This is a genomic window from endosymbiont of Lamellibrachia barhami (genome assembly GCF_011947365.2).
Taxonomy (GTDB): Bacteria; Pseudomonadota; Gammaproteobacteria; order Chromatiales; family Chromatiaceae; genus QGON01.
This window is the reverse complement of the sequence record NZ_JAAVSH020000001.1, coordinates 1,196,631-1,216,577: the sequence shown is the minus strand read 5'-3', so window position 1 is coordinate 1,216,577 and position 19,947 is coordinate 1,196,631. Positions and strand designations below refer to the sequence as shown.

Genomic DNA, 19,947 nt, shown 5'->3' with positions numbered 1-19,947 from the left:
GGCTATTCCCCACTGGTATGTGTCGGCGCCTTCGGTCGCTGAGATCGACCGCAGGCTCTGCATACCAAGATAGCCAGTAAATCTTAAGGATTGCTTAAGGATTTGGGAATTATTTCACATTTTTTACAGCCAGGACGGCTAGGCGTTTCCAATAGGAATTTTAATCACAACCCGGAGACCTTTTCCATCTTCACCATCTTCCAACATGACTGTGCCACCATGCAGTCGCACCGCACTGTGAACGATCGACAAGCCAAGGCCACTCCCCTGACCAATGGTCCCAAGGAGGCGGTGAAACCGCCCGAAAACCAATGCCTTGTTCTGGTCCGTAATACCCGGCCCGGCATCGATTACCACAAGGGAGACAAAATCATCATCGGCCAGAAGACTAACCTTGATCACTCCGCCAGCAGGGGTAACCCGGACCGCATTATCCAATAGATTTCGCAAGGCAACGGCAAGCAACTCCCAATTACCCTTGAGTTTTACCGGATGTGGAGCCTCCAGTTCCAGGGTAACGTCCCTTTCAAGGTAGCCAGGAGCACATTCCGATACTACCTCAACCGACAGCTCCTTCAAATCCAGGGGGGCAAACTCCAACATCGCCACTTCCGGCTCCATGCGAGAGAACACCAGCAACTGCTCCACCAGACGATGGAGTTTTGACAGACCTTTCAATGCCTGATTCAACGAATGTTTCCGTTCACTTTCATCGCTGCTTTCAAGTGCCGCATGGATTTGAACGACCGAACCCGCGAGTGGGGTTCGTAGTTCATGGGCGGCATCGGCGGTAAACTGGTTGTAGCGGTTGATGGAAGATTGCAGCTTCTGGAACAGATCGTTGATAGCATCCACCAACACCTTCGCTTCAGCCGGCGCTATCGTAGTGTCGATTGCTTCAAGATTGGTGGCACTACGCGCGCCAATTTGATGAACCAGCCTATCCAAGGGATTCAATGCCCGTACGACAACCCACCAAAGTATCCCAATCATCGGTAGCGCCAGCAGCAAGGGGGATAAGATATTCACAACAAAACCGAGCATTCTGACTTCCCGACTGGCGCTCTCCTGCGCCACCTGGATTCGATGTTTTTTATCACTTGTATAACGAGTATAAACACGCCATTGATGCCCTCTCATCACCACATTGCTGTACCCAGTTTCGAGATTGAGTGATAAGGGTTGTCTGGGGGCATTTGGGCCGTGTACCAGCAGTAGGCCATCGGAGGACCACACCTGGAACACTGGCGGATCGCTATAACCATTTACCTGCAGATCCTCCGCAAACTCGTCGAGATCCTGCTCTTCCGCCTCATGTGAAGTCACAACAGCCAGCAAGGTGGCAAGTTGAAAAAGCTGTTCATCAAACAGGGCATCAGCCTCAGCCGTAGCGCGCCACCAGGTAAACCCGGAAATCGTCAACCAACCAATGATAAAACTGGTCAGGACAAAGAAGAGCAGACGAAATCGTAAAGATTGTTTCATTTTTCGATAATGTAGCCGACGCCACGCACCGTACGAATAATGCAGCTGGTCAACTTCTTGCGAAGGTTGTGAACATGGACTTCGATGGTGTTACTCGCCACCTCTACATCCCATCCATAGAGTTCCTCTTCCAACTGATGACGCGACATTACTCTCCCACGGTTCTCCATAAGCGTCCGCAGCAAGGTAAACTCCCGTATCGATAGATTGACGGGTTCACCCGCCAAAGACAAAGTCAGCGCCAATGTATCCATCACCAGTTCTCCGCAACGCAACCGACCTTCGTTCTGACTGGCAGAGCGGCGTCGCAGCGCACGGACACGGGCACACAACTCCTCGATATCAAAAGGTTTTACCAGGTAGTCGTCAGCACCGTTGTCGAGTGCAAACACCCGGTTGGAGACGCTACTACGAGCGGTAAGAACCAGTATCGGCACATCATTTTCCGCTGACCGAATGGCTTTCAGAACGTCGAAGCCTGAGATATCGGGAAGATTGATATCGAGCAGCACCAGATCCGGCTCCCTCTCCGATATCGCAGTGAGCGCAGAGCGTCCATCACGAACCCATTCCAGCTGATCACCCCGCCGAGAGAGAACCTTACTAATACCGTCACCAAGGAGTTCATCATCTTCCACTAAAAGGATTTGCGTCATGGCATAAGTTATCCGATTTTCAATAGACAGAGGATTTAACATGGACCCAAATCCTGAATTAGGCAAGAAATGGCAGTCCGTCAGACCTCCAGGATCAAGTGGTCAGGAGCCTGAAATATTCAATATTAGTGGCGTCTTCATCTGGTGAAGTACAGAAAGAAATTGTTATGGTAAATCAATCTCTTGCCGTATCTATTCTGGCATGGTGAATGCTGAGAATACGTGTAGGATGCGGTGAGTATAGCGAACCGCATCAATCGCTACAGATGCGCATCGCTACGCTCAGCACATCCTACGATTCCGTATTTTCTGTACTATCATGGGGTCGTGACCAGTTACTAAATAGTGTTCGTCCGGAAACCCATATCTAACCGCAAAGAACGCGAAGAGCGCTAAGGTAAAAGATTGATTAACAATAAATTACCTTCGTGCGCTTCGTGGTAAAAAAACGACGTTTCCGAACAGACACTAAGTGGACTTCCGATAGACCACACCCTTATCAATCCGCACCAAACCACTCCCATAGTCGATAACGATGCCATGCGGCGTCACCTGGGACAGCTTTACGCTGCTGCCCTGCAACTGATCCCCCTCCCGATACTTACGCATATTGATAATGGCAAAACGTTTGTCCGCATTGGAATTGTAGACATGCACGTTGATTGTGATATCGGGTATCCGCAGTCTTTTTGTATAGGGCAATTCAAAGATAAAAGGAATTTCACTGACTGACTTATTGGCCATGATCTCAGCTGCGGGAGGCTCAGTATTCTCGACCATCGCCGGTGGCGGCAGTGCGGAAGATGGGGATACAGGGATCTGCAACTCGGTCGGCTCACCAACCCCATGACTCAAGCGATTCGCTGACCCGAAGTCTGAATCACCGCCTCCAACACTATCGCTGACTTCCACTGTTTTCCGATCAGTGGAGATATCAGGCGGGTTGTCTTGTCGATCAAGTGCTACCGGCGACGGAACACTCGTAGTCAGAACGTCACTTTTTTTTGCAACCTTATCCTCGTTGAAATCCATCACACCTATTTTCTGGCTGCTCATTATATTAGGCTTACTTGGCACCTCTTGTTGCTGCCTCCCCCTTTTTATCGATGCCAGCAAAGAGGTACCCCGCTGTTGTGTGGAAAGTTGTATCTTCGGCGATTCCATTTTAGGCGGCAGACGCCTAACCGTCTGAGTTTCACCGCTTTGTTCAGCAGGGACAGGTACATTGGTACCATCAATAGCAAACAGCGCGGCAATCCCGCTCAGTAACAGCATCCCCATCGCGGCAAGAAGCCATGTCAGCTTGCCGTTTGCATTTTGGCTGTCGGACATAGGCGTTCTTTCTACATCACCACCTTTGTTTCTCTCCCGATCTGCCTGATCCAAAGCGTTTAATATATATGACATATCGCCCACCCTATCCCTTCGACTGCATCAGAAGTGGCACGTCAGGATCTCCGGATGCGGACTGTAATTGAATAAGCGTCTGCTCACCCACGATTCCGTCTGGTGTCAAACCGTGTTTTTGTTGAAATCTGACCACCCTTTTAACCAGACTCTGATCGAACCTGTCGTTTCGTTCTCCCTGCGTCTGGATCCCGTAAATCCCTTCGTCCCGGTCAAGTATGTCATTGAGCCATAAAACATCCTGACCGCGCGCACCTACAGCCAGCGTGGTGTCGTTGAGTTGCGGTGGCTTCCACAGCAATACATAGCTCCCGGACCACAAATGATCAATAGTGGCCCGTTCAAGTTGCATGCGTACTCCGTTGTGATCAATCACGACTCTATTGCCGTGCAATTCAGTCACCATCATATTGACCAAACGGCCATCGGATGTTTCCAGTTCAATGATCACCGGTCTGTTGAAATACTCCAGACTTGTCCAAGTGCCTTTCCCGTAGACACATTTTAATTTATGGACATCCGCAGTCTTACAGAATGTAGAGCCATCTACTACGGCAGGAGTATCAACATTCCAATAGCGGAGCAGCGTGCTGAAGGCCCGATTCTCTGGAAACATCTCCACCGCAGTCATTGCCTCGAACTCTTTTCCATCGACCAGCGGATACTCCGCTTTTGCAGGCACAGCCACCTCTGAATCGGAATAGCCGGCCTGCGCAATCTTTATTGGAGAGAAATTCACCTTGTTATTCGGGATGGCGGTGGCAGTAGCGATCTCTTTTGAAACGACAGGAGTGCCTTTTTTATGTACTGCCGGATCCGCCAAGAGCAACCGCATCTGCTGCTCAACATTGTTTCCAAAGCTTATGATGTCGTTGAGCGACAGGGTTGCACTCAAAACAACCAGTACCGCTGCCACGGCGGAAACCTTGAGCAGACCCCGCCATCTACCTGTCTGTCGCTTGCCCTCCACTTCTTCTGCCACACGCTTCAGCATGAAGTAGTCGACCTCATTTTTGCGTTCCGCATAAGCGGCCACCATTGCACGTTCACAATAGATATTAATCCGGCGGGGAATGCCTTTGGTGAGTTGATGCACCGCCTCCAACGCGCTATTTGTGAAGAGATTTTGCGAAATTCCGACCACTTCGAGGCGATGCCTGATGTACTCCTTGGTCTCAGGCCGACCCATCGATTGCAGATGATACCGGGCAGTGATCCTCTGGGTCAGCTGCCGCAGATTAGGTTGATCCAGAATCTCTTTCAGTTCGGATTGGCCGATGAGGAATATCTGCATCAGCTTTTCAGTTTTGGTTTCAAGATTGGTTAATAGCCTGACCTGTTCAAGGGCTTCGTAGCTAAGATTCTGCGCCTCGTCGATGATGACTACCGTCCTCCGACCAGTCGCGTGGGAACTTAGCAGATAGCTGTTGAGATGGTCGATCAGCACCTTGATGCTTTCGGCAGCATTCGGATATTCGATATGCAGCTCATCACAGATTGAGGCCACCAGTTCAAACGGCTCCAGCCTGGGATTGAGGATTAATGCGACATCGACTTCATCCGGCAGGCTCTCCAACAGATTTCTACAGAGCAACGTCTTGCCTGTCCCTACGCCGCCGGTCAGCAGCACGAAACCACCCCCCTCCTCCATGCCGAACCGCAGATGGGCCAAAGCTTCACGATGATTCCTGCTTAGGAAGAGGAATTTCGGATCCGGCGTGATCGAGAACGGATCTTCGTCAATCCTGAAATAGTCCCTATAGATTGAGGCCATGGTGTTTACTCCAGACGGTTTCCGCCACTGTTAAAATCCAATCCTTCACTTGATTATCTGGGAACAAGGATCGGCATCTTCTGTTTTTTCATGAGTTGCTTGGGAGAAATACGGCTTGCTCCCAGCGGCGTACTGACACTTGTCTCCAATAGCAGGGTGATACTTCTTTTTCCTTTGCGCAAAACGACTTCCCCCTTGCCTACCTCGGCAACCTGCCATCCCTTGTAATCTCCACCAGCAGGAAGTCTCAACAACTCTCTGCTCTTGTGATCACGCACAATGGCGATATGCCGCTCGTTTACAAAAACGACGCCTTCAAGCTTAAGCGCCAGGTTATCCTGAACCGGAATAATCTGTGCCTTCTCTATCACTGGCGGAATACGTCCTTCGGTGAACAGAGGGCGTTCCAGCACCTCCCGATAGGCACTCTTTGGTAGAGCGGCATAAGGAGTACGGTTTTTGCGGTTGTTATCGCTATCTTCGCCTCCGTTCGATTGCAAGTGCTCAGAGAACCCCGCCCTGCCTGCCTGACCGCCATTCCATTGATAGTGCAACAACGCAGCAAATCCTACCGTCGTAAGCGTCAGCATGATCGTCAATGTGGTGATCCGGCCAGCCATTAAACTCAAGATTGACTCCTCATATATCCGGACAGCACAAAGTCAAGATCAAGTTGTCGTTTCTGGATCTTCTGTTTCCGATCAAAGGTTCTGGATCGCCGATGAGACCCTCTCTTGCCACGTATCTGCAACGCGGAAACGAAGAGATAGGGCTTTCTGCTTTCCAACGCATAAATTACCCCGGCCACCGACTCCATCGTCCCCTTCATGCGAACCCGGATAGAGACATTCGAAAACTGTTCCTGCTGTTCAGAAGGCAGCACCTGTGTACTGAATACCTCTGCTCCATGAGACTTGACCACCCGTTTCAATATTCCCTGAAGCTCCGCCCCAGCCAGTGATTCGATCTGGCTCTTCAGATATCGTTTGTCCTTGGTGTTAACTCCCTCCAGTCTCCGATGCTGCCGCCTGAGTTTGTCGGCCACACCCACTGATCGCCTGTAGATCTCAATACGCTTCTCCACGCTGGCCAACTCTTCACTATATGCATGCTTCAGATTCAGGTAGGGCAGTATGATGGCGCTGCCAAGCGCAACCACGACCAACAGAAGCAGCGTAGCCGCCAAGAATTTTCTGGAAGTAGTCGACAAATTATCCGTCATCTCTCCTCTCCTCTCACCACTTCTGCCGAGAGATGGAAACGCTCCAAACCGTTGAGTCTGTTTTGCGTTACTGACGATCTGAACCGTGCACGCTTGAAGAGATCGGATGATTCAACCAGTGATATCAATGATGCAGCCGAGACCGAGAATCCATGAATATTCACCTCTTCATCATCAAACTGCAGGTTATCGATCCAGGTATCATCGGGAATCAGACGGGTCAACTCATCAATTATCTCCAGTATCGGTGTTGCACCTGTTTTGCGTTCCCTGATGAATTCCACTTTGCGCCTGGCCATAGCGACCTTTTCCCGCAACTCACGCGCTTCGTTCATATTCGACTTGAGCTGCTGCTCAATGGGAATGAGTTCTTTCAGCTGAACAGCTTTTTCCCATACCGGAAATGCAACATTCAAAAGCAACAACAGCAGAGAAACGCTCGCGAGGGTGATATTCAAGTATCGTGAAAATGTATCTCCTCGCTTCATCTTAAGGCCGGGAATAAGATTCAACGCTTTTCCATCCACACCTTTTTGCACCTCAGCGGTCACTTGATCTATCCTGACGTTATAGTCTCGCAACTGCTCAAGCAGGGAATCGACTTGTTGCTTCATTGCAACATAGAGTGCAACTTGGATGGTCTTACTCTTCTTGTCCCGCCCTGTGACAAGGTAATCGTAATAGACTTGAGACGGTTCGAATGGCGTCTCTCTCTTCATCTGGAAAGAGATCACCTCCCTAAGGTTCTCCTCAGCCGCTTTCGGCAGCGTCAGGGTTTTATTGAGAATATAGTCTGATGGAAGTATCAGTTCGACTTTTCTCGCATCTCTCAAGTGGGTTTCGTGATTCTCTTCCTGTCTGCCGTCCACCCGGCCAACCGCCACGACCACCGAGCTCGACCCGGCCTTTTCCAGTCGTCTCGCGACAAAATCTTCACCGTCGATCTCTATCCGATAGATCTTTCCACTGAGTACCATCCTTTTCAGAAATTCAGGCATCATTCCAGTAAGCTCAGAAACCCACCAGCTGCCGAATCCCCTGACATCGGTTGAAAGCGACGCCAACATGGAGCGACTCAAATCAGCCATTGCTGTACCTCCCTTTTCCTGGAAGTTCTCTCCATGAGAGAATACGGTACCTTTCCTTTTCTCTCCTGCTGATATCGACAGTCACTCTAATGTGTGCGCTGCCTCCTTCCTTTGTCAACGCATAGACCTCCAGGTGAAACACAGGGTGCGAGGGTTTGGCGTGAAAAGTCTCACCATCGCTCTCGCCTCCCTCAGTTTCGAACAACTCCTGATCTCCGCTCACCTGTCCGAGCCGTTGCAGTAGTTCAGGTGGCGCTTGGGTAGTGTCGATTTCACCGGTTCGAGCATCAACTGTGATAAAAGGGGCGATTTCACGGTAGACCATCATGTTCATTCCCAGAACCAGCTTCAGTTCGTTTACACTTCTGAACGCCCCGTTTGCAGGGACATAGGGTAGTCGCGCAAAATCGTACTGTTTCTTCTCCGCGCCATTCAGCCGTACAAGATCGTCCACATCCCGCCAGTCGAGTATGGAATCCACCAGTGCATCCTGCTCCTCTTCCTTCATGCCCGCCGAGTTCAAAAGTGCTGAAAGAACTGCTGTCTCTGCATTATTGATATCCACCAGCCCCACCGCACTCACAATGGATATTGACAATGATGTACCGAGAAAATCCTCCCTGTTTTCCATTCCGCGGAGTAAATATCGGCTGTTGCCTTGCGGGGAAATAAGATCCTCAATAGCCAGATAAACCCCAGCCTCTGCGTGTAACCTGGCCTTCAGCGACTTAAACTGATTGCCGGCAATCGTTAACTCCATTCTTCCATTTCTTGCATGGCTTCCCCCGATCACACTGAGCAGCACAATCAGCCACAACACCAGTACCAGAGCAATGCCCTGTTCCTTATGCGTCTGTCTTTTTGCTGCGATCACCATGATCCGTACCTTCTGCGCTTTGCAATCACTATCTTCAATATCCGATAACTACCCTGAACGGTTCCCATCGACACTCTTCGCACTCGATCGGATACCGATAACAGCCCGCCTTGGCATCCTCTCCCCTTCAAATTGATATTCGAACCTGATCAATTCAGGATATTCCTGAATTTCTTCGCTCCAGCGACTGTGCCAACTGGACATGGAACGCTCATCTTTGCGTCCGTAATAGCTCAGACGCAAATTCTTTAGATCGGAAAGCAGCATTAATTTGTCATCTCTATCGTCCAGGGAAAGACCTGTTTCGCCTGGCAATCGGGGGCGATAAAACATCAACAATTCTCCACTCGTACCACTTCTCTTATATTCGAACAGGTACTCGTATTGAGCGTAAAGCTCGTCATTGGCAGGCGTTGGCCCCACAAAACCCACACTCCTGCCTGAACCATTGAATTCGATCTTTCTCCTGCCATCTTCGCTATATGAATAGGTTGAGATCTGACGCAGGATTCCCGAGACAAATCGGTCTGCAGAGCGACGCAGATCCTGGTTCTCAATCGTCGCAATACCTGTCTTCCAACTCTTGCTTGCGTAATAAACAGAGCCGAAAGCTGCCGTCATCAGCAACGTCAGAATCGTCACTGCGACCAGCAACTCCAGCAAGGTAAATCCTGATTGCTTACGACTCTCAGACACCATTGAACTTATGTCCCCGTCAAAGCATTCTTTATAATTCTGACAAGCATGATTAATATTTTCTCCTATCCCCTCGAAGGGTTGAAAGTACCATATGGCGCTCCCTGCCCATTGCCTCCCAGGTGATCTGGACCTCTACCTTCTGCAGATTCTCAACCGGTATGGAGTTCCCATCCTGGTCAAGGACCTCATACGCCTGAACCGTCTTGACCCAACGGTATCCGTCTTCGCGGGATCCACTGCGTGAACCGGACATCTCGGATTGCGACAAATTCGCCTCATCGAGTAGTGTCTCCGCCAGTGTGACTGCACCCGCATATCGCTCGCCGATGGATATGTTTCCCAATCCGCCGGAGAAGATCCGAAACAGTACGGACAACGCCATGGCAAGGATGACGAAAGCAACAAGCACCTCTATCAAAGTGAAGCCTTTTTGCGATACCTTCCTGTCACATGGTGCTTTCATCGACACGATCTTCTATGCTCAAAGCGCCGGTAACCCAGTTGGGACGGAGTATGTAACTCTTTTTACCTCCACTTATCGTAATCACGCTGCCATTTACACTGCCATCAGGATGGGCCACCAGGATCTTTTGAATCTCTTCGCTTCTGTTGAGATTCCCCACTTTAATTCGTAGAGGTTCCTCGATCTGAAGTTTTTGATTGCCCCCTTCCTCAAATATGGTGCGGCTTTCCCGGTCAAAATAGATCACTCTTGTTTCATTCAAAACAATTGCCCGGCTTCGTACATTTCGAATAATTGCAGAGAGATCACTTACCGCACTCCTTGCATTAACTGTCGGCATCGCTCTGCTGAGTAGCGGCGGAACCATTGCGATTATCAGACCCGACACAGTCAACACAAGCAAAAGTTCCAGCAGCGTAAAACCATGTGCAAAGCGCATTCTCATCGCGACCTCACCAGCTCACGACGTCCTGTGCCTCACCGGTTCCTCCTTCTGTATTGTCCTGCCCAAACGAGTAGAGGTCATAAATTCCATTATCCCCAGGAAACCTATAGAGATACTCATTTCCCCAGGGATCTTCCGGAATCTGCTTTTTCTTCAGATACGGTCCGTTCCAACCCTCTACGCTATTTGGTTTTTCGACAAGCGCGATCAGACCTTCATCTGTGGTCGGGTAGCGACCGACCTCCAGATGAAACAGATCCAGCCCAGCGCCAAACTCCTCAATTTGCAGCATCGTGGTATCAGTTTTCGCTCCGCCGAGATAACGCACCATCTGCGGACCCACCAAGCCTGCAAGCAGCCCCAATATCACCAATACCACCAACAGTTCGATCAATGTGAATCCGTAACACACATGCGATCGGCTATATGCCATTTTTTTGATCATACATTCCGCCTCTCATACAACCATTTGATTGATGCCCATAATCGCCACCAGTATGGACATGATTACCCCCGCGATAATTACGCCAAGAACGAGGATCAGTACCGGTTCCAGAAGCGCCAACGTCCGCTTCAACTCACGGTTGACCTCTTTATCGTAGATATCCGCAACATGAAGCAACATCTGCTCCATCTCTCCAGACTCTTCACCGACTCTGATCATCTGTACGGCAAACTCGGGGAAGTATCCTGATTCAGCCAATGGCGAGGAGAGATCGCCTCCCTCTTTCAACCCCTTGATAACCTCATCCATACTTTTTGTTATGACTCGGTTTTGTACCGTCTCACGCACGATGGAGATTGCCTTTATCATCGGAACTCCGTTCTGCAGCAGTGTTCCCAGCGTGCGGCTGAACACAGCCACTTCCATCCGTGTGATAAGACCACCAACCAGTGGCATCGACAACACCCGCCTGTGCCAACGCAATTTTCCCTCCGGTGTGCGTAATTGGTACCGGATAAGCATCACAACCAAAAAAATGACCAGCAGAACGATCCATCCCTGGTGTTTGATAAAGTCTCCTGTCTGTAAAATGATAGCCGTCGACATTGGAAGAGAACTTCCCATACCTTCGAAAAGTTCTTTGAACTGGGGAATTACATAGGTCAGGAGTAAAATAATCGATGAGATCGCCACCACCACCAAAATCATTGGATAGATCATGGCGGATTTCAGCGATTCACGCAGTTCACTGCTACGTTCGAGGTGGTCGGCAAGGCGCTCCAGTACAGTCTCAAGTGCACCGCCGAGTTCACCCGCCCTCACCAAGCTGACATAGATACTCGGAAACTCACTCCCCTCTGATTCCAGGGCATCAGCAAAAGAGGACCCGCCTTTAATCTTGTCCTGGAGATTCGCGAGCACTTGTGAATACGGGTCGGCACTGTTTACCTCTATCAGCAGAGAAAGAGACTTATCCAAAGAAAGTCCTGCCTTTAGAAGTGTCGCGAGTTCACGTGTAAAAGTCAGTATCTGATCTTTTTTTCTGCGCCTGAAGAAGGAATTCGATGACTTACTGAGTTTTTTCTCTGGGGTTTCCGTTTTCAGTTCTACCCTGATCGGAATCCTGCCTTGGGATTGGATGAGTTCAACGACGCTCTCGCGATTGCTGCCATCGACAATCCCCTCCGTAATATCTCCCTCCAGGGATGCGGCTCTGAAGAAGTAGGCTGCCATATCAGTCGAGTCGCGTTACACGCAACACCTCCTCAATAGTGGTCACCCCGGCAGCAGCTTTTCTGAGTCCATCTTCATACATCGTGCCCGATCCGTTCTCCCTGGCGTAACGCGCAATTGCAACCGAATCGGCATGGCTAATGATTAAATCCCTTAGTCCATCATCAAGTATGATGAGTTCGACGATTGCCGAGCGGCCTGTAAAACCCGTTCCATCACACTCGTCACAACCCTCTGCAGAATAGAGCGTTATTGCAGAATCCCCAACGATTTGCCGAAGATGTAACCGCTCTTCCACTTTGTCGGAGGCCACATAAGGTCTCTTGCAGTCATTACAGAGTGTGCGAACCAATCGCTGTGCGACGACCGCATTTACCGTTGATTTAAGCAGGAAATCATCCACCCCCATATCGAGAAGCCGGGTGATACTTCCCGCTGCGTCATTCGTATGCAGCGTAGACAGCACCAGGTGACCCGTGAGCGCAGACTGCACGGCTATGGATGCGGTCTCCTGATCCCGCATCTCACCGATCATTATCACATCCGGATCCTGCCGCACGATGGTACGCAGGGCGTTGGCAAATGTCAGGCCGATCTGTGGTTTAACCTGAATTTGGTTTATACCTTCAATGTTATATTCTACTGGATCCTCTACTGTGAGAATCTTCCTCTCTGGGGTATTGAGATAGTTTAATGCCGCATAGAGAGTGGTCGTTTTACCGCTGCCGGTAGGCCCTGTTACCAATACGATTCCGTGCGGATAGGAGAGTACGGATAGAAGGTCATCCTTCTGTTTTTGTGTAAACCCAAGGCCGTCGAAGTCATCCGCCGTACTGTTGCTTGGCAGCAGGCGGAGCACCACACTCTCACCGTTTATCGTAGGTGCAGTGGATACACGCAGATCGAGCCGTGAACCCCGCACGGTAAGCTGGAATCTTCCATCCTGTGGCAAACGACGCTCTGCGATGTTCAGATTAGACAAAATCTTGATTCTGGATACCACGGCGGCAGCGATCTCAACAGGGGCACGCTCCACTTCCCGCAGAACACCATCCACGCGGTATCTGATCATCAGCATCCTTTCAAACGGCTCGATATGAATATCCGAAGCATTCTGACTGACCGCTTGCTGAATCAACTGGTTGACCAACTTGATGACCGGCGCTTCGCTCGCCAGTTCCTTCAGGTGTTCCACGTCATCACCGGAGATCCCGGCACCCGTCACATTGAAGTCAGAACCGGCCGATTCGGCTTCCCCTGTTCCGCTATATCTTTGACGAAAGGCCGCCTCGATCTCTGAGGCAATACCCACCCTGGGTTCCACCTTCTTGCCCGTAATCATTTTCAATGCATCGAGCAAATAGTGATTGTCGGGGTCTGCCATTGCCACGATGAGGTTATCGTCGTTCTCCTCGACGATCACACTGAGGTTCTTTTTCAGAAATTCCCTGGACACCTTTCCTTCGCAGGGCATGGTGTCCGGGAAGGCTCTTCCATCTATGAGGGGAATATCAAGACATGCCGCTTGCGCCTCAGCAAGATCCTTGTCAGAGAGCATACCCATACGCACCAACAACAAGCCGAACGAGGCTTCGCCATCCTGATCCAGAAAGATTTTGAAGGCATTGTCCGCCTCATCCTGCCTTAGGCGTCCTGTTCGGACCAGATAGGTGCCGAGGCCGCCATTGATCGGGACAGCCTCATCCACAGCAACTTCACTGACTGCTGTCTCAAGACGCTTGTCTGGTACCGAAACAATCATTAATGGTTCCTGCCTCTGCGACATCGATTCTGTTCAACATCCACGTCACTTCGCTCCAATTCTCACTGCACCGATTTCACGGCCGGGGTTTCGCTGGGTAAGGCAGGCCTCGCTGAAAGCTCTTGTTGTAGAGACATCTCCAGCGCACTCGCATCCTTGAGCCGTTTTCGAAGCCTATCGGTCACTGCCTTTGCCTGCATCGGATTGGTGATGACACGCGGCGTGATGGTAATAATGAGCTCGGTTCGAGTGACGTCTTCCGTCGTACTACTAAAGAATTTGCCGACACCCGGCAAGTCCATGAGAATGGGGATTCCATCTTGCGAATGGCTGGTGGACTGAGTGATCATGCCGCCAAGCACCACGGTCTGGCCGCTATGCACCACCACAGTACTATCGATGGTGCGCTGGGAGATGGGAACATTCCCACCGCCACCCACCGCAGGCGAAGTTCCAGGCACACTGACCTCCTGGTTGATTTCAAGTGTCACCATGCCACCAACATTAACCCTGGGCGTAACCGACAGCAGCGTTCCTGTATCACGAAACTGCACCTCGGTAACGATCGGCGCATCAGGATTGGTGGTGCTCTGTGAAGAGCGGGTCGTTATGGGAATCTGATCACCCACGCGGAAATTGGCTGTTTTATTGTCAACCACCATGATCTGTGGCGCAGAAAGAAACTCGACTGAAGACTGGGAATTGAGCAGATCGAAAAACAGTCTTAATTCATCTGCACTGTTGAGGATACCCAGCGCCAACCCGGGCCCCGATACTGAACCGGGAAGCGGTAGGTTCAGACCTGTCTGAATCATGTGCTCTCCAATATTTCCCTGGAGAAACCAGCGCACGCCATAACTCAGATTATCGGTCAAAGCCACTTCAGCAATCGTTGCCTCGATCAGCACCTGCATAGGCTGCACGTCAAGCTTGCGAATAGTAGCCTCCACTGCCCTGTAATCCCGAGCCGAGGCGAGTATAAGAATCGCATTGCGGTTCTGATCAGGAATGATATTTACCGAGCCCTGACCTCCGCTGCCCCTCGTCCCCCCCTCTTTGCCGGCTGTCATACTCGCAGACCCAGTGGAGAGGCTCTCTTTGGCGCCACCTTTGGGAGGGACCGCAGACTGAGACGGGGAACGCACGTTGGATCGCTCCTGCGGCGGTGGAATATCCTTGCCTGCACCAGAGTCCGACCCAGAGCCTCCAGCACCACCAAAGATCTCCTGCAACAGACCGGCGATCTCTTCTGCTTTGGCGTGCCTCAGGTGATAGACATAGAGACGTTGTCCGGGAGAAGTCACTGTTCCCCGGTCAAACTGCTCCACCAGACGTCTTGCCTCTTCAAGATATTTCGGCTGGTGTGTAATCACCATGATGGAGTTAAGTCTCTCGATCGGCACCAAACGCACAATACCCGATAGGGGGCTGTCAGCAGCAGAACCGATGATTTTGTTTAACTCATCCACGATCGTGGCAGAGTCCGCATACTCCAGAGGAAACAGGCCGAAGGACATTCCTTTCAGCCAATCAACATCGAACAGCTTGATCGTCTCGAGTGCCTGATTGATCTGCGACCGGATTCCCGAAATAAACAGCAGGTTTCTGGCTTCGTCGATACTCAACGACAGCCCCTCCGGGATCATTGGTTCCAGTATCTTACGGATCTCTTTTGCCGCGACATACTGGAGAGGAACGATCTGTGTGCCGAAACCCGCTGAGATGCTTTTTCCCCGCTTGCCAACCGACGGAACCACCGACTGTTTTTTGATATCAGAGAGCGTAACAATCTTGTAAATCCCATGGCTCAGGACAAGACCGGCACCGTTGCTATGCAGGACCGACTCCAGAATAGCGAGCACACTATCGACCGCCACAGGGGTCTCTGTATGCATAGTTACCACCCCCTGGACATTCTTGTTGATCAGATAGTTTTCATGAAGTATCTCCTCAAAAATGATTTTGATAACTTCGCGGATATCTACGCTCTCAAAATTCAGGGTTATTTCGCCAGACGGCTTCACAGCCTGTTCCTTCCTGGCAGGTGCGTTGATAAATCTCCCACTGCCGAGTTTCATGAACGGCGCCTTGTTCTCAAGAGACTCCCGATCATCGCCCGTGATCGTTGCATAGACCGGTTCCTGTTCACCTCCCGGGTATTGCAGGTTAGCGGTCAGGTCTTCCGGCATCACAGGCATCGGCGCTGATTCCACTAACCGTGGCTCAAACTGTCTGGCCGGTTTCTCGGTCACAGGGGCGCACGCCACCATAAAAGTCAGCGTCACGATCCATCCCAATTTTCTAATTTTTCTGGATATCATTATGATTCTTTCGGCTTGAGTCACCGTCCCACTCTGTGCACACCATTACCCTCCCCATCGACAAACCATAAGGGAAGTATTTACCGCGTCCCGCCAATGGGCAGGGCTTTATCAACCTCAATATGGTCAGTCTGGTTGTTGCCAATCATAGTGAAAAAAAGAATCCGCCGTGAATCGACCCCCTGCAATATAGGCAAAATACCCTACTGTCCATTTGCAGAATGAATTTCTGCTTTTTGGGGACTGCAATGGATCAAGACAGCTCTCTCACTACCACCCACTCATAGGTATATGATTTTACGATGGTTTTAAAAAGATGGGCCAAACCACGCCCTGTCTGAGCAGAACGTATGCAGAAGCATTGGGGAACGGGTGTCCATTTTTATTGCCGGCTGACCTTCAGGCAACCGGAAATAGAACATATTCTGGTAAAACATGAAGTTATAGATTATTGATTCGACCAACGGAAGCCAATCTTGCTGTCTTGCCTGTAAAATCGAATAAATAGAAGACCTACCTTTTTCAAGTGCCTACCCTACCCACGCATCTACACACCAACGCATTTAGCGGTATTATTAATAGAACCCTGTATTTTTTTATTTCTTTCCGTTTGGATAGTTTATTTTTTTTCTTGTTTTATCAAAAAGATAGGGGGCACTGGAGCAATCCCTAAGCAGATTTGAAATTTAGCCGGCATGAACCATGATCTGCACTTGCAGTCAGTGACCCCGCTGAAGTTCGCCAATTCAGTTGGGCCAGACCGACAACCGAGTGATAGAACCGGAATCGTTACGCACAGAGGAAAAATCCCCCCCTGAGAGAATCGTCTTTTCCCGCATCGAACCAAACCCATCAACAGCACCCAAATCATCGTTTCCGATCTCATTTCTCCAGTTCGTCTCGATGCCAAGTTTCATCCCCTCCGGAGATTGCTTCAGGTCGATCTTGATCGTACCTGCCGAATATCCAAGCTTGCAGATCTCGGTCAACGTCTCACTGAGAATGCGATAGATGATGGTTTTGCGCTCCAGGGGGATCTCATCTTCCGGAATCTGCACTGTCGCAACGAAGTTGAGATCATCCGAAACGGAACTGTACTCCTTGACCATTGAATCGACAGTGGTCCTAAGACCGAAATCATCAAGACTCGGGTTTCGCAGGTCGACTGCCACCGCACGAATCTTTCGCGCAGCATCCTGCAACACTTTCACAATCATCTCAGGTTCGTTTGTCGACGAATCGGCTTTTTTGCTCAGCTGCTGAAGCTGGTTTTCAAGGTGAAACTTGACTGCAACCAGAGTCTGCACCACGTCTTCGTGCAATTCATTGGCAATACGTTTCTTCTCATCTTCCTGCGCAGTCAGCATCTTTGATGAGAGCACCTCGAGCGTATGCTGTCGTTCCCTGTTTTCACGCTGTTGCTCCTCAACGATCCGTTCAGCCCTTTTGATATGGAAGAGCAGAATAGCGAACAGAATCACCATAACCACCACAACGCCGACAATCAGTCCGGCAACCCTGGCACCCGCCTCCTTGATCTGTTCGTTGATATCGGAATAGATCTCGAACACACCAATAATGTTGTCCTTGTCCTGTGTGTGAATAGGCACATAGGTCTGAACAAGATTTTCGTCTGCCGTCTCCTCGTCAAACAGATTGAAGGTATCGCGATAGATAATTCTGGTCGTTTCGTTCCCGCTGATCGCAGCAGCAAAGCCCAGGTTTCTTTCCTGCATTCGACCGATCTGCTCGGACTTGGTGGAGTAGATCACTCTTCCACTCCAGTCATAGATCTTTACCCTAACCACCGATGTCTCTCTTAGCAGGTCATGAATATGCCGCCGCAAGTGAGTGGACACCATATTCGCCGCAGCATCTGCCTCGCCATTCTGCTCCGTCTGCTCAATGAAAGCATTCAATTCATCTGCGAAAAAAGAGACCGCCGCACGAGTCAATGTCGAGTTGCCCTGTTCAGAAATCGCCTCGACAGAACTCACTATCAGCCCACGGATGAAAACGATAATTAGCAGCGCCGTGACTGAAATCGAAATAAAGCTGGTCAGCCCGAAAAACCGGGTGAGGTGGATTTTAGCCTGTCTCTTCGCCGCCAACGCATCACTCCCATGCATATAGATTCACAAATACCGTCGTTCACAAGAATCAGGAGATGCAGCCCCCCGTAAACGGCTCACGCCTCTACCCGCCAGCTTAGACCACCCTTGCAATGTAGTCCCTATTTGACAGAACAGCTACCCAAGGTCAAGACTGATTCTGCGGAATGAGCGATACTAAGGTGGTGCTTGAACGCCGTGTTAAGGCATAGTTGGTCGGATTAGATGCGCTTTGCAGCGAAACACCACGGGAACGCTGTATCCGTAATTATCACGTTGAAGGGGACTGGCGAACCGTTTGATTTGAAAAAAATATCATTTAACTATACTCATTAGCGTGGACAGCGACTAACCTTTGAAGTTATAGGTCGAAAATGATTGAACCGGAAATTAAATGCCACCCTGCTCTAGTGCTAGTGGACATGTTCAACAAATGCCAGAAATTTGGTTGCAGGGTCGAAATGACGCAGGCATCACCACGAGAAGCTGCCTTCACAGTGAATCAGGCATAAAAGATGGGAAAAAAGATACGAATAGTTCTTGCTGAAGACTACACAATCCTAAGGGCTGGTTTGAAATCGCTGTTAGAGAGCAACCCTGACTACACCGTCATCGGAGAGGCGGGTAACGGGCGGGAGGCGATTCGTTGCACCGTGGAAAAAAAACCCGACCTGACGATCATGGACCTGAACATGCCAGGCATGAACGGCATGGATGCAATACAGGAGATCAGAAACCGGATTCCGGAAATAAATATCCTCGTGCTTACGGCGCACAACGAAGAGGAGTATGTGCTCGCCAGTCTCAATGCCGGAGCCAACGGCTACATCCTCAAGGACGCCACCCACAACGAACTGCTGGTCGCAGTGGAGAGGGTAATGCAAGGCAAAACCTACCTAAGCCCCGACATTACCGAGAAGGTAGTGCAAGGATATCTGGTGGGACAAAAAAATTCCGAGCCATTGACCGAGTGGGCTTCCATCACCCGGCGGGAAAAACAGATACTGAAGCTCGTTGCGGAGGGGCATACCAACAGAAGCATGGCGGAGTTCCTCTGCATCAGCATTAAAACCGTTGAAAAACACCGCGCGAATCTGATGAAGAAGCTCGATCTGCACAATGCTTCCGCCCTGACCACATATGCTATTGAGAAGGGCATCGTCGCCCACTAGCGCCTTCAGGAGACATACTTGAATAGCGCAAAGACGGCCGAAATTCCTCTGCGCAAAACCCTATAGCGTTTTTTCGTCATCATGATATTCTGACGCTGTTTATCTGACATTCACCCCACAATTTAAGCAAATACTGAAATGGATAATAATATCGTTTGGCACTGCGCCACAGTCACCCGTGAACGCAGGGAGAAGCTCAATCAGCACAAATCCGTCGTCCTCTGGTTTACCGGTCTCTCAGGCTCGGGAAAATCGACTCTTGCCCATGCGCTTGAGGAGCAACTCCATCAGCGGGGGGGGCGCACCTACGTCTTCGACGGGGACAATGTCCGTCATGGCCTCTGTGGTGACCTTGGGTTCAGCGTCGAAGACAGAAAGGAGAATATTCGCAGAATCGGCGAGATGGCCAAACTGTTCGTTGAAGCCGGTGTCATTGCCCTTACGGCCTTTATCTCACCCTTCACGGGTGATCGAAAAAATGTCAGAAAGCTGTTTGATCATGATGATTTCATCGAGATCTACTGTCATTGCTCCATCGAGGAGTGCGAGAGACGCGATGTAAAAGGACTCTACAAACGCGCCCGCGCTGGAGAGATCTCCGATTTCACAGGCATTTCCTCTCCCTACGAGGTACCGGAAAACCCTGAAATCAGCATCGATACTGAGAACAACACCCTGGAGGTGTGTGTAAAGCAGCTGCTTGAAACCCTGGTCGAGCGCGGAATCCTTCTGCAGCAAACCGGAAATTCTGAGGAGCCTCTCTCTGTCGCACACTGATGCCATCGAC

18 protein-coding genes are annotated in these 19,947 nt (G+C 50.4%); 2 read left to right on the top strand and 16 right to left on the bottom strand.

The annotated features are described in order from the left end of the window. Window positions 1-138: 138 nt before the first annotated feature. The 16 genes from G9Q73_RS05535 to G9Q73_RS05460 form a co-directional block, all read right to left on the bottom strand. Complete coding sequence (locus G9Q73_RS05535; protein ID WP_177418912.1) at window positions 139-1,485, bottom strand: ATP-binding protein; 1,347 nt, start codon at window positions 1,483-1,485, stop codon at window positions 139-141. Then, window positions 1,482-2,141, bottom strand: a complete 660-nt coding sequence (locus G9Q73_RS05530) for a response regulator transcription factor (protein WP_177418911.1) — start codon at window positions 2,139-2,141, stop codon at window positions 1,482-1,484. The genes G9Q73_RS05535 and G9Q73_RS05530 overlap by 4 nt, the downstream gene beginning before the upstream one ends. 468 nt (window positions 2,142-2,609) lie before the next feature. Next, window positions 2,610-3,527 carry a general secretion pathway protein GspB gene (locus tag G9Q73_RS05525; RefSeq protein WP_177418910.1) on the bottom strand — a complete coding sequence of 306 codons (918 nt, stop codon included), beginning with the start codon at window positions 3,525-3,527 and terminating at the stop codon, window positions 2,610-2,612. Window positions 3,528-3,558: 31 nt separating this feature from the next. Beyond that, on the bottom strand, window positions 3,559-5,322 hold the full coding sequence (locus G9Q73_RS05520) for an ExeA family protein (RefSeq protein WP_177418909.1): 1,764 nt from the start codon (window positions 5,320-5,322) through the stop codon (window positions 3,559-3,561). Between the two features lie 53 nt (window positions 5,323-5,375). Then, window positions 5,376-5,951, bottom strand: a complete 576-nt coding sequence (locus G9Q73_RS05515; protein WP_177418908.1) for a hypothetical protein — start codon at window positions 5,949-5,951, stop codon at window positions 5,376-5,378. Further along, a complete protein-coding gene (gene gspM / locus G9Q73_RS05510; RefSeq protein ID WP_177418907.1) occupies window positions 5,948-6,544 on the bottom strand; it encodes a type II secretion system protein GspM in 597 nt (198 codons plus the stop codon). The genes G9Q73_RS05515 and gspM overlap by 4 nt, the downstream gene beginning before the upstream one ends. Beyond that, on the bottom strand, window positions 6,541-7,632 hold the full coding sequence (locus tag G9Q73_RS05505) for a PilN domain-containing protein (protein WP_246345046.1): 1,092 nt from the start codon (window positions 7,630-7,632) through the stop codon (window positions 6,541-6,543). The genes gspM and G9Q73_RS05505 overlap by 4 nt, the downstream gene beginning before the upstream one ends. Beyond that, window positions 7,625-8,509 carry a type II secretion system minor pseudopilin gene (locus tag G9Q73_RS05500; RefSeq protein ID WP_177418906.1) on the bottom strand — a complete coding sequence of 295 codons (885 nt, stop codon included), beginning with the start codon at window positions 8,507-8,509 and terminating at the stop codon, window positions 7,625-7,627. The genes G9Q73_RS05505 and G9Q73_RS05500 overlap by 8 nt, the downstream gene beginning before the upstream one ends. 48 nt (window positions 8,510-8,557) lie before the next feature. Further along, window positions 8,558-9,208 (bottom strand): PulJ/GspJ family protein, encoded by a 651-nt coding sequence (locus G9Q73_RS05495; RefSeq protein WP_281397556.1) that lies wholly within the window; start codon window positions 9,206-9,208, stop codon window positions 8,558-8,560. Window positions 9,209-9,257: 49 nt separating this feature from the next. After that, window positions 9,258-9,671, bottom strand: coding sequence for a type IV pilus modification PilV family protein (locus G9Q73_RS05490; protein ID WP_177418904.1), 414 nt, complete (start codon window positions 9,669-9,671; stop codon window positions 9,258-9,260). Further along, window positions 9,655-10,116, bottom strand: coding sequence for a prepilin-type N-terminal cleavage/methylation domain-containing protein (locus tag G9Q73_RS05485; protein WP_177418903.1), 462 nt, complete (start codon window positions 10,114-10,116; stop codon window positions 9,655-9,657). Before G9Q73_RS05485 ends, G9Q73_RS05490 begins: the two co-directional genes overlap by 17 nt. 7 nt (window positions 10,117-10,123) lie before the next feature. Then, window positions 10,124-10,561 (bottom strand): type II secretion system major pseudopilin GspG, encoded by a 438-nt coding sequence (gene gspG, locus G9Q73_RS05480; protein WP_246345044.1) that lies wholly within the window; start codon window positions 10,559-10,561, stop codon window positions 10,124-10,126. Window positions 10,562-10,573: 12 nt separating this feature from the next. Then, window positions 10,574-11,794, bottom strand: a complete 1,221-nt coding sequence (locus tag G9Q73_RS05475; protein WP_177418902.1) for a type II secretion system F family protein — start codon at window positions 11,792-11,794, stop codon at window positions 10,574-10,576. 1 nt (window position 11,795) lies between these two features. Next, window positions 11,796-13,556, bottom strand: coding sequence for a GspE/PulE family protein (locus tag G9Q73_RS05470; RefSeq protein ID WP_177418901.1), 1,761 nt, complete (start codon window positions 13,554-13,556; stop codon window positions 11,796-11,798). Window positions 13,557-13,618: 62 nt separating this feature from the next. Next, window positions 13,619-15,754 (bottom strand): type II secretion system secretin GspD, encoded by a 2,136-nt coding sequence (gene gspD / locus G9Q73_RS05465; protein ID WP_246345042.1) that lies wholly within the window; start codon window positions 15,752-15,754, stop codon window positions 13,619-13,621. An 869-nt stretch (window positions 15,755-16,623) separates the two neighbouring features. Further along, window positions 16,624-17,988, bottom strand: a complete 1,365-nt coding sequence (locus G9Q73_RS05460) for a sensor histidine kinase (protein WP_177418899.1) — start codon at window positions 17,986-17,988, stop codon at window positions 16,624-16,626. A gap of 515 nt (window positions 17,989-18,503) precedes the next feature. Here G9Q73_RS05460 and G9Q73_RS05455 point away from each other — a divergent pair. Further along, on the top strand, window positions 18,504-19,160 hold the full coding sequence (locus G9Q73_RS05455; protein WP_177418898.1) for a response regulator: 657 nt from the start codon (window positions 18,504-18,506) through the stop codon (window positions 19,158-19,160). A gap of 138 nt (window positions 19,161-19,298) precedes the next feature. Next, window positions 19,299-19,937, top strand: a complete 639-nt coding sequence (gene cysC / locus G9Q73_RS05450; RefSeq protein WP_177418897.1) for an adenylyl-sulfate kinase — start codon at window positions 19,299-19,301, stop codon at window positions 19,935-19,937. Window positions 19,938-19,947 lie beyond the last annotated feature (10 nt).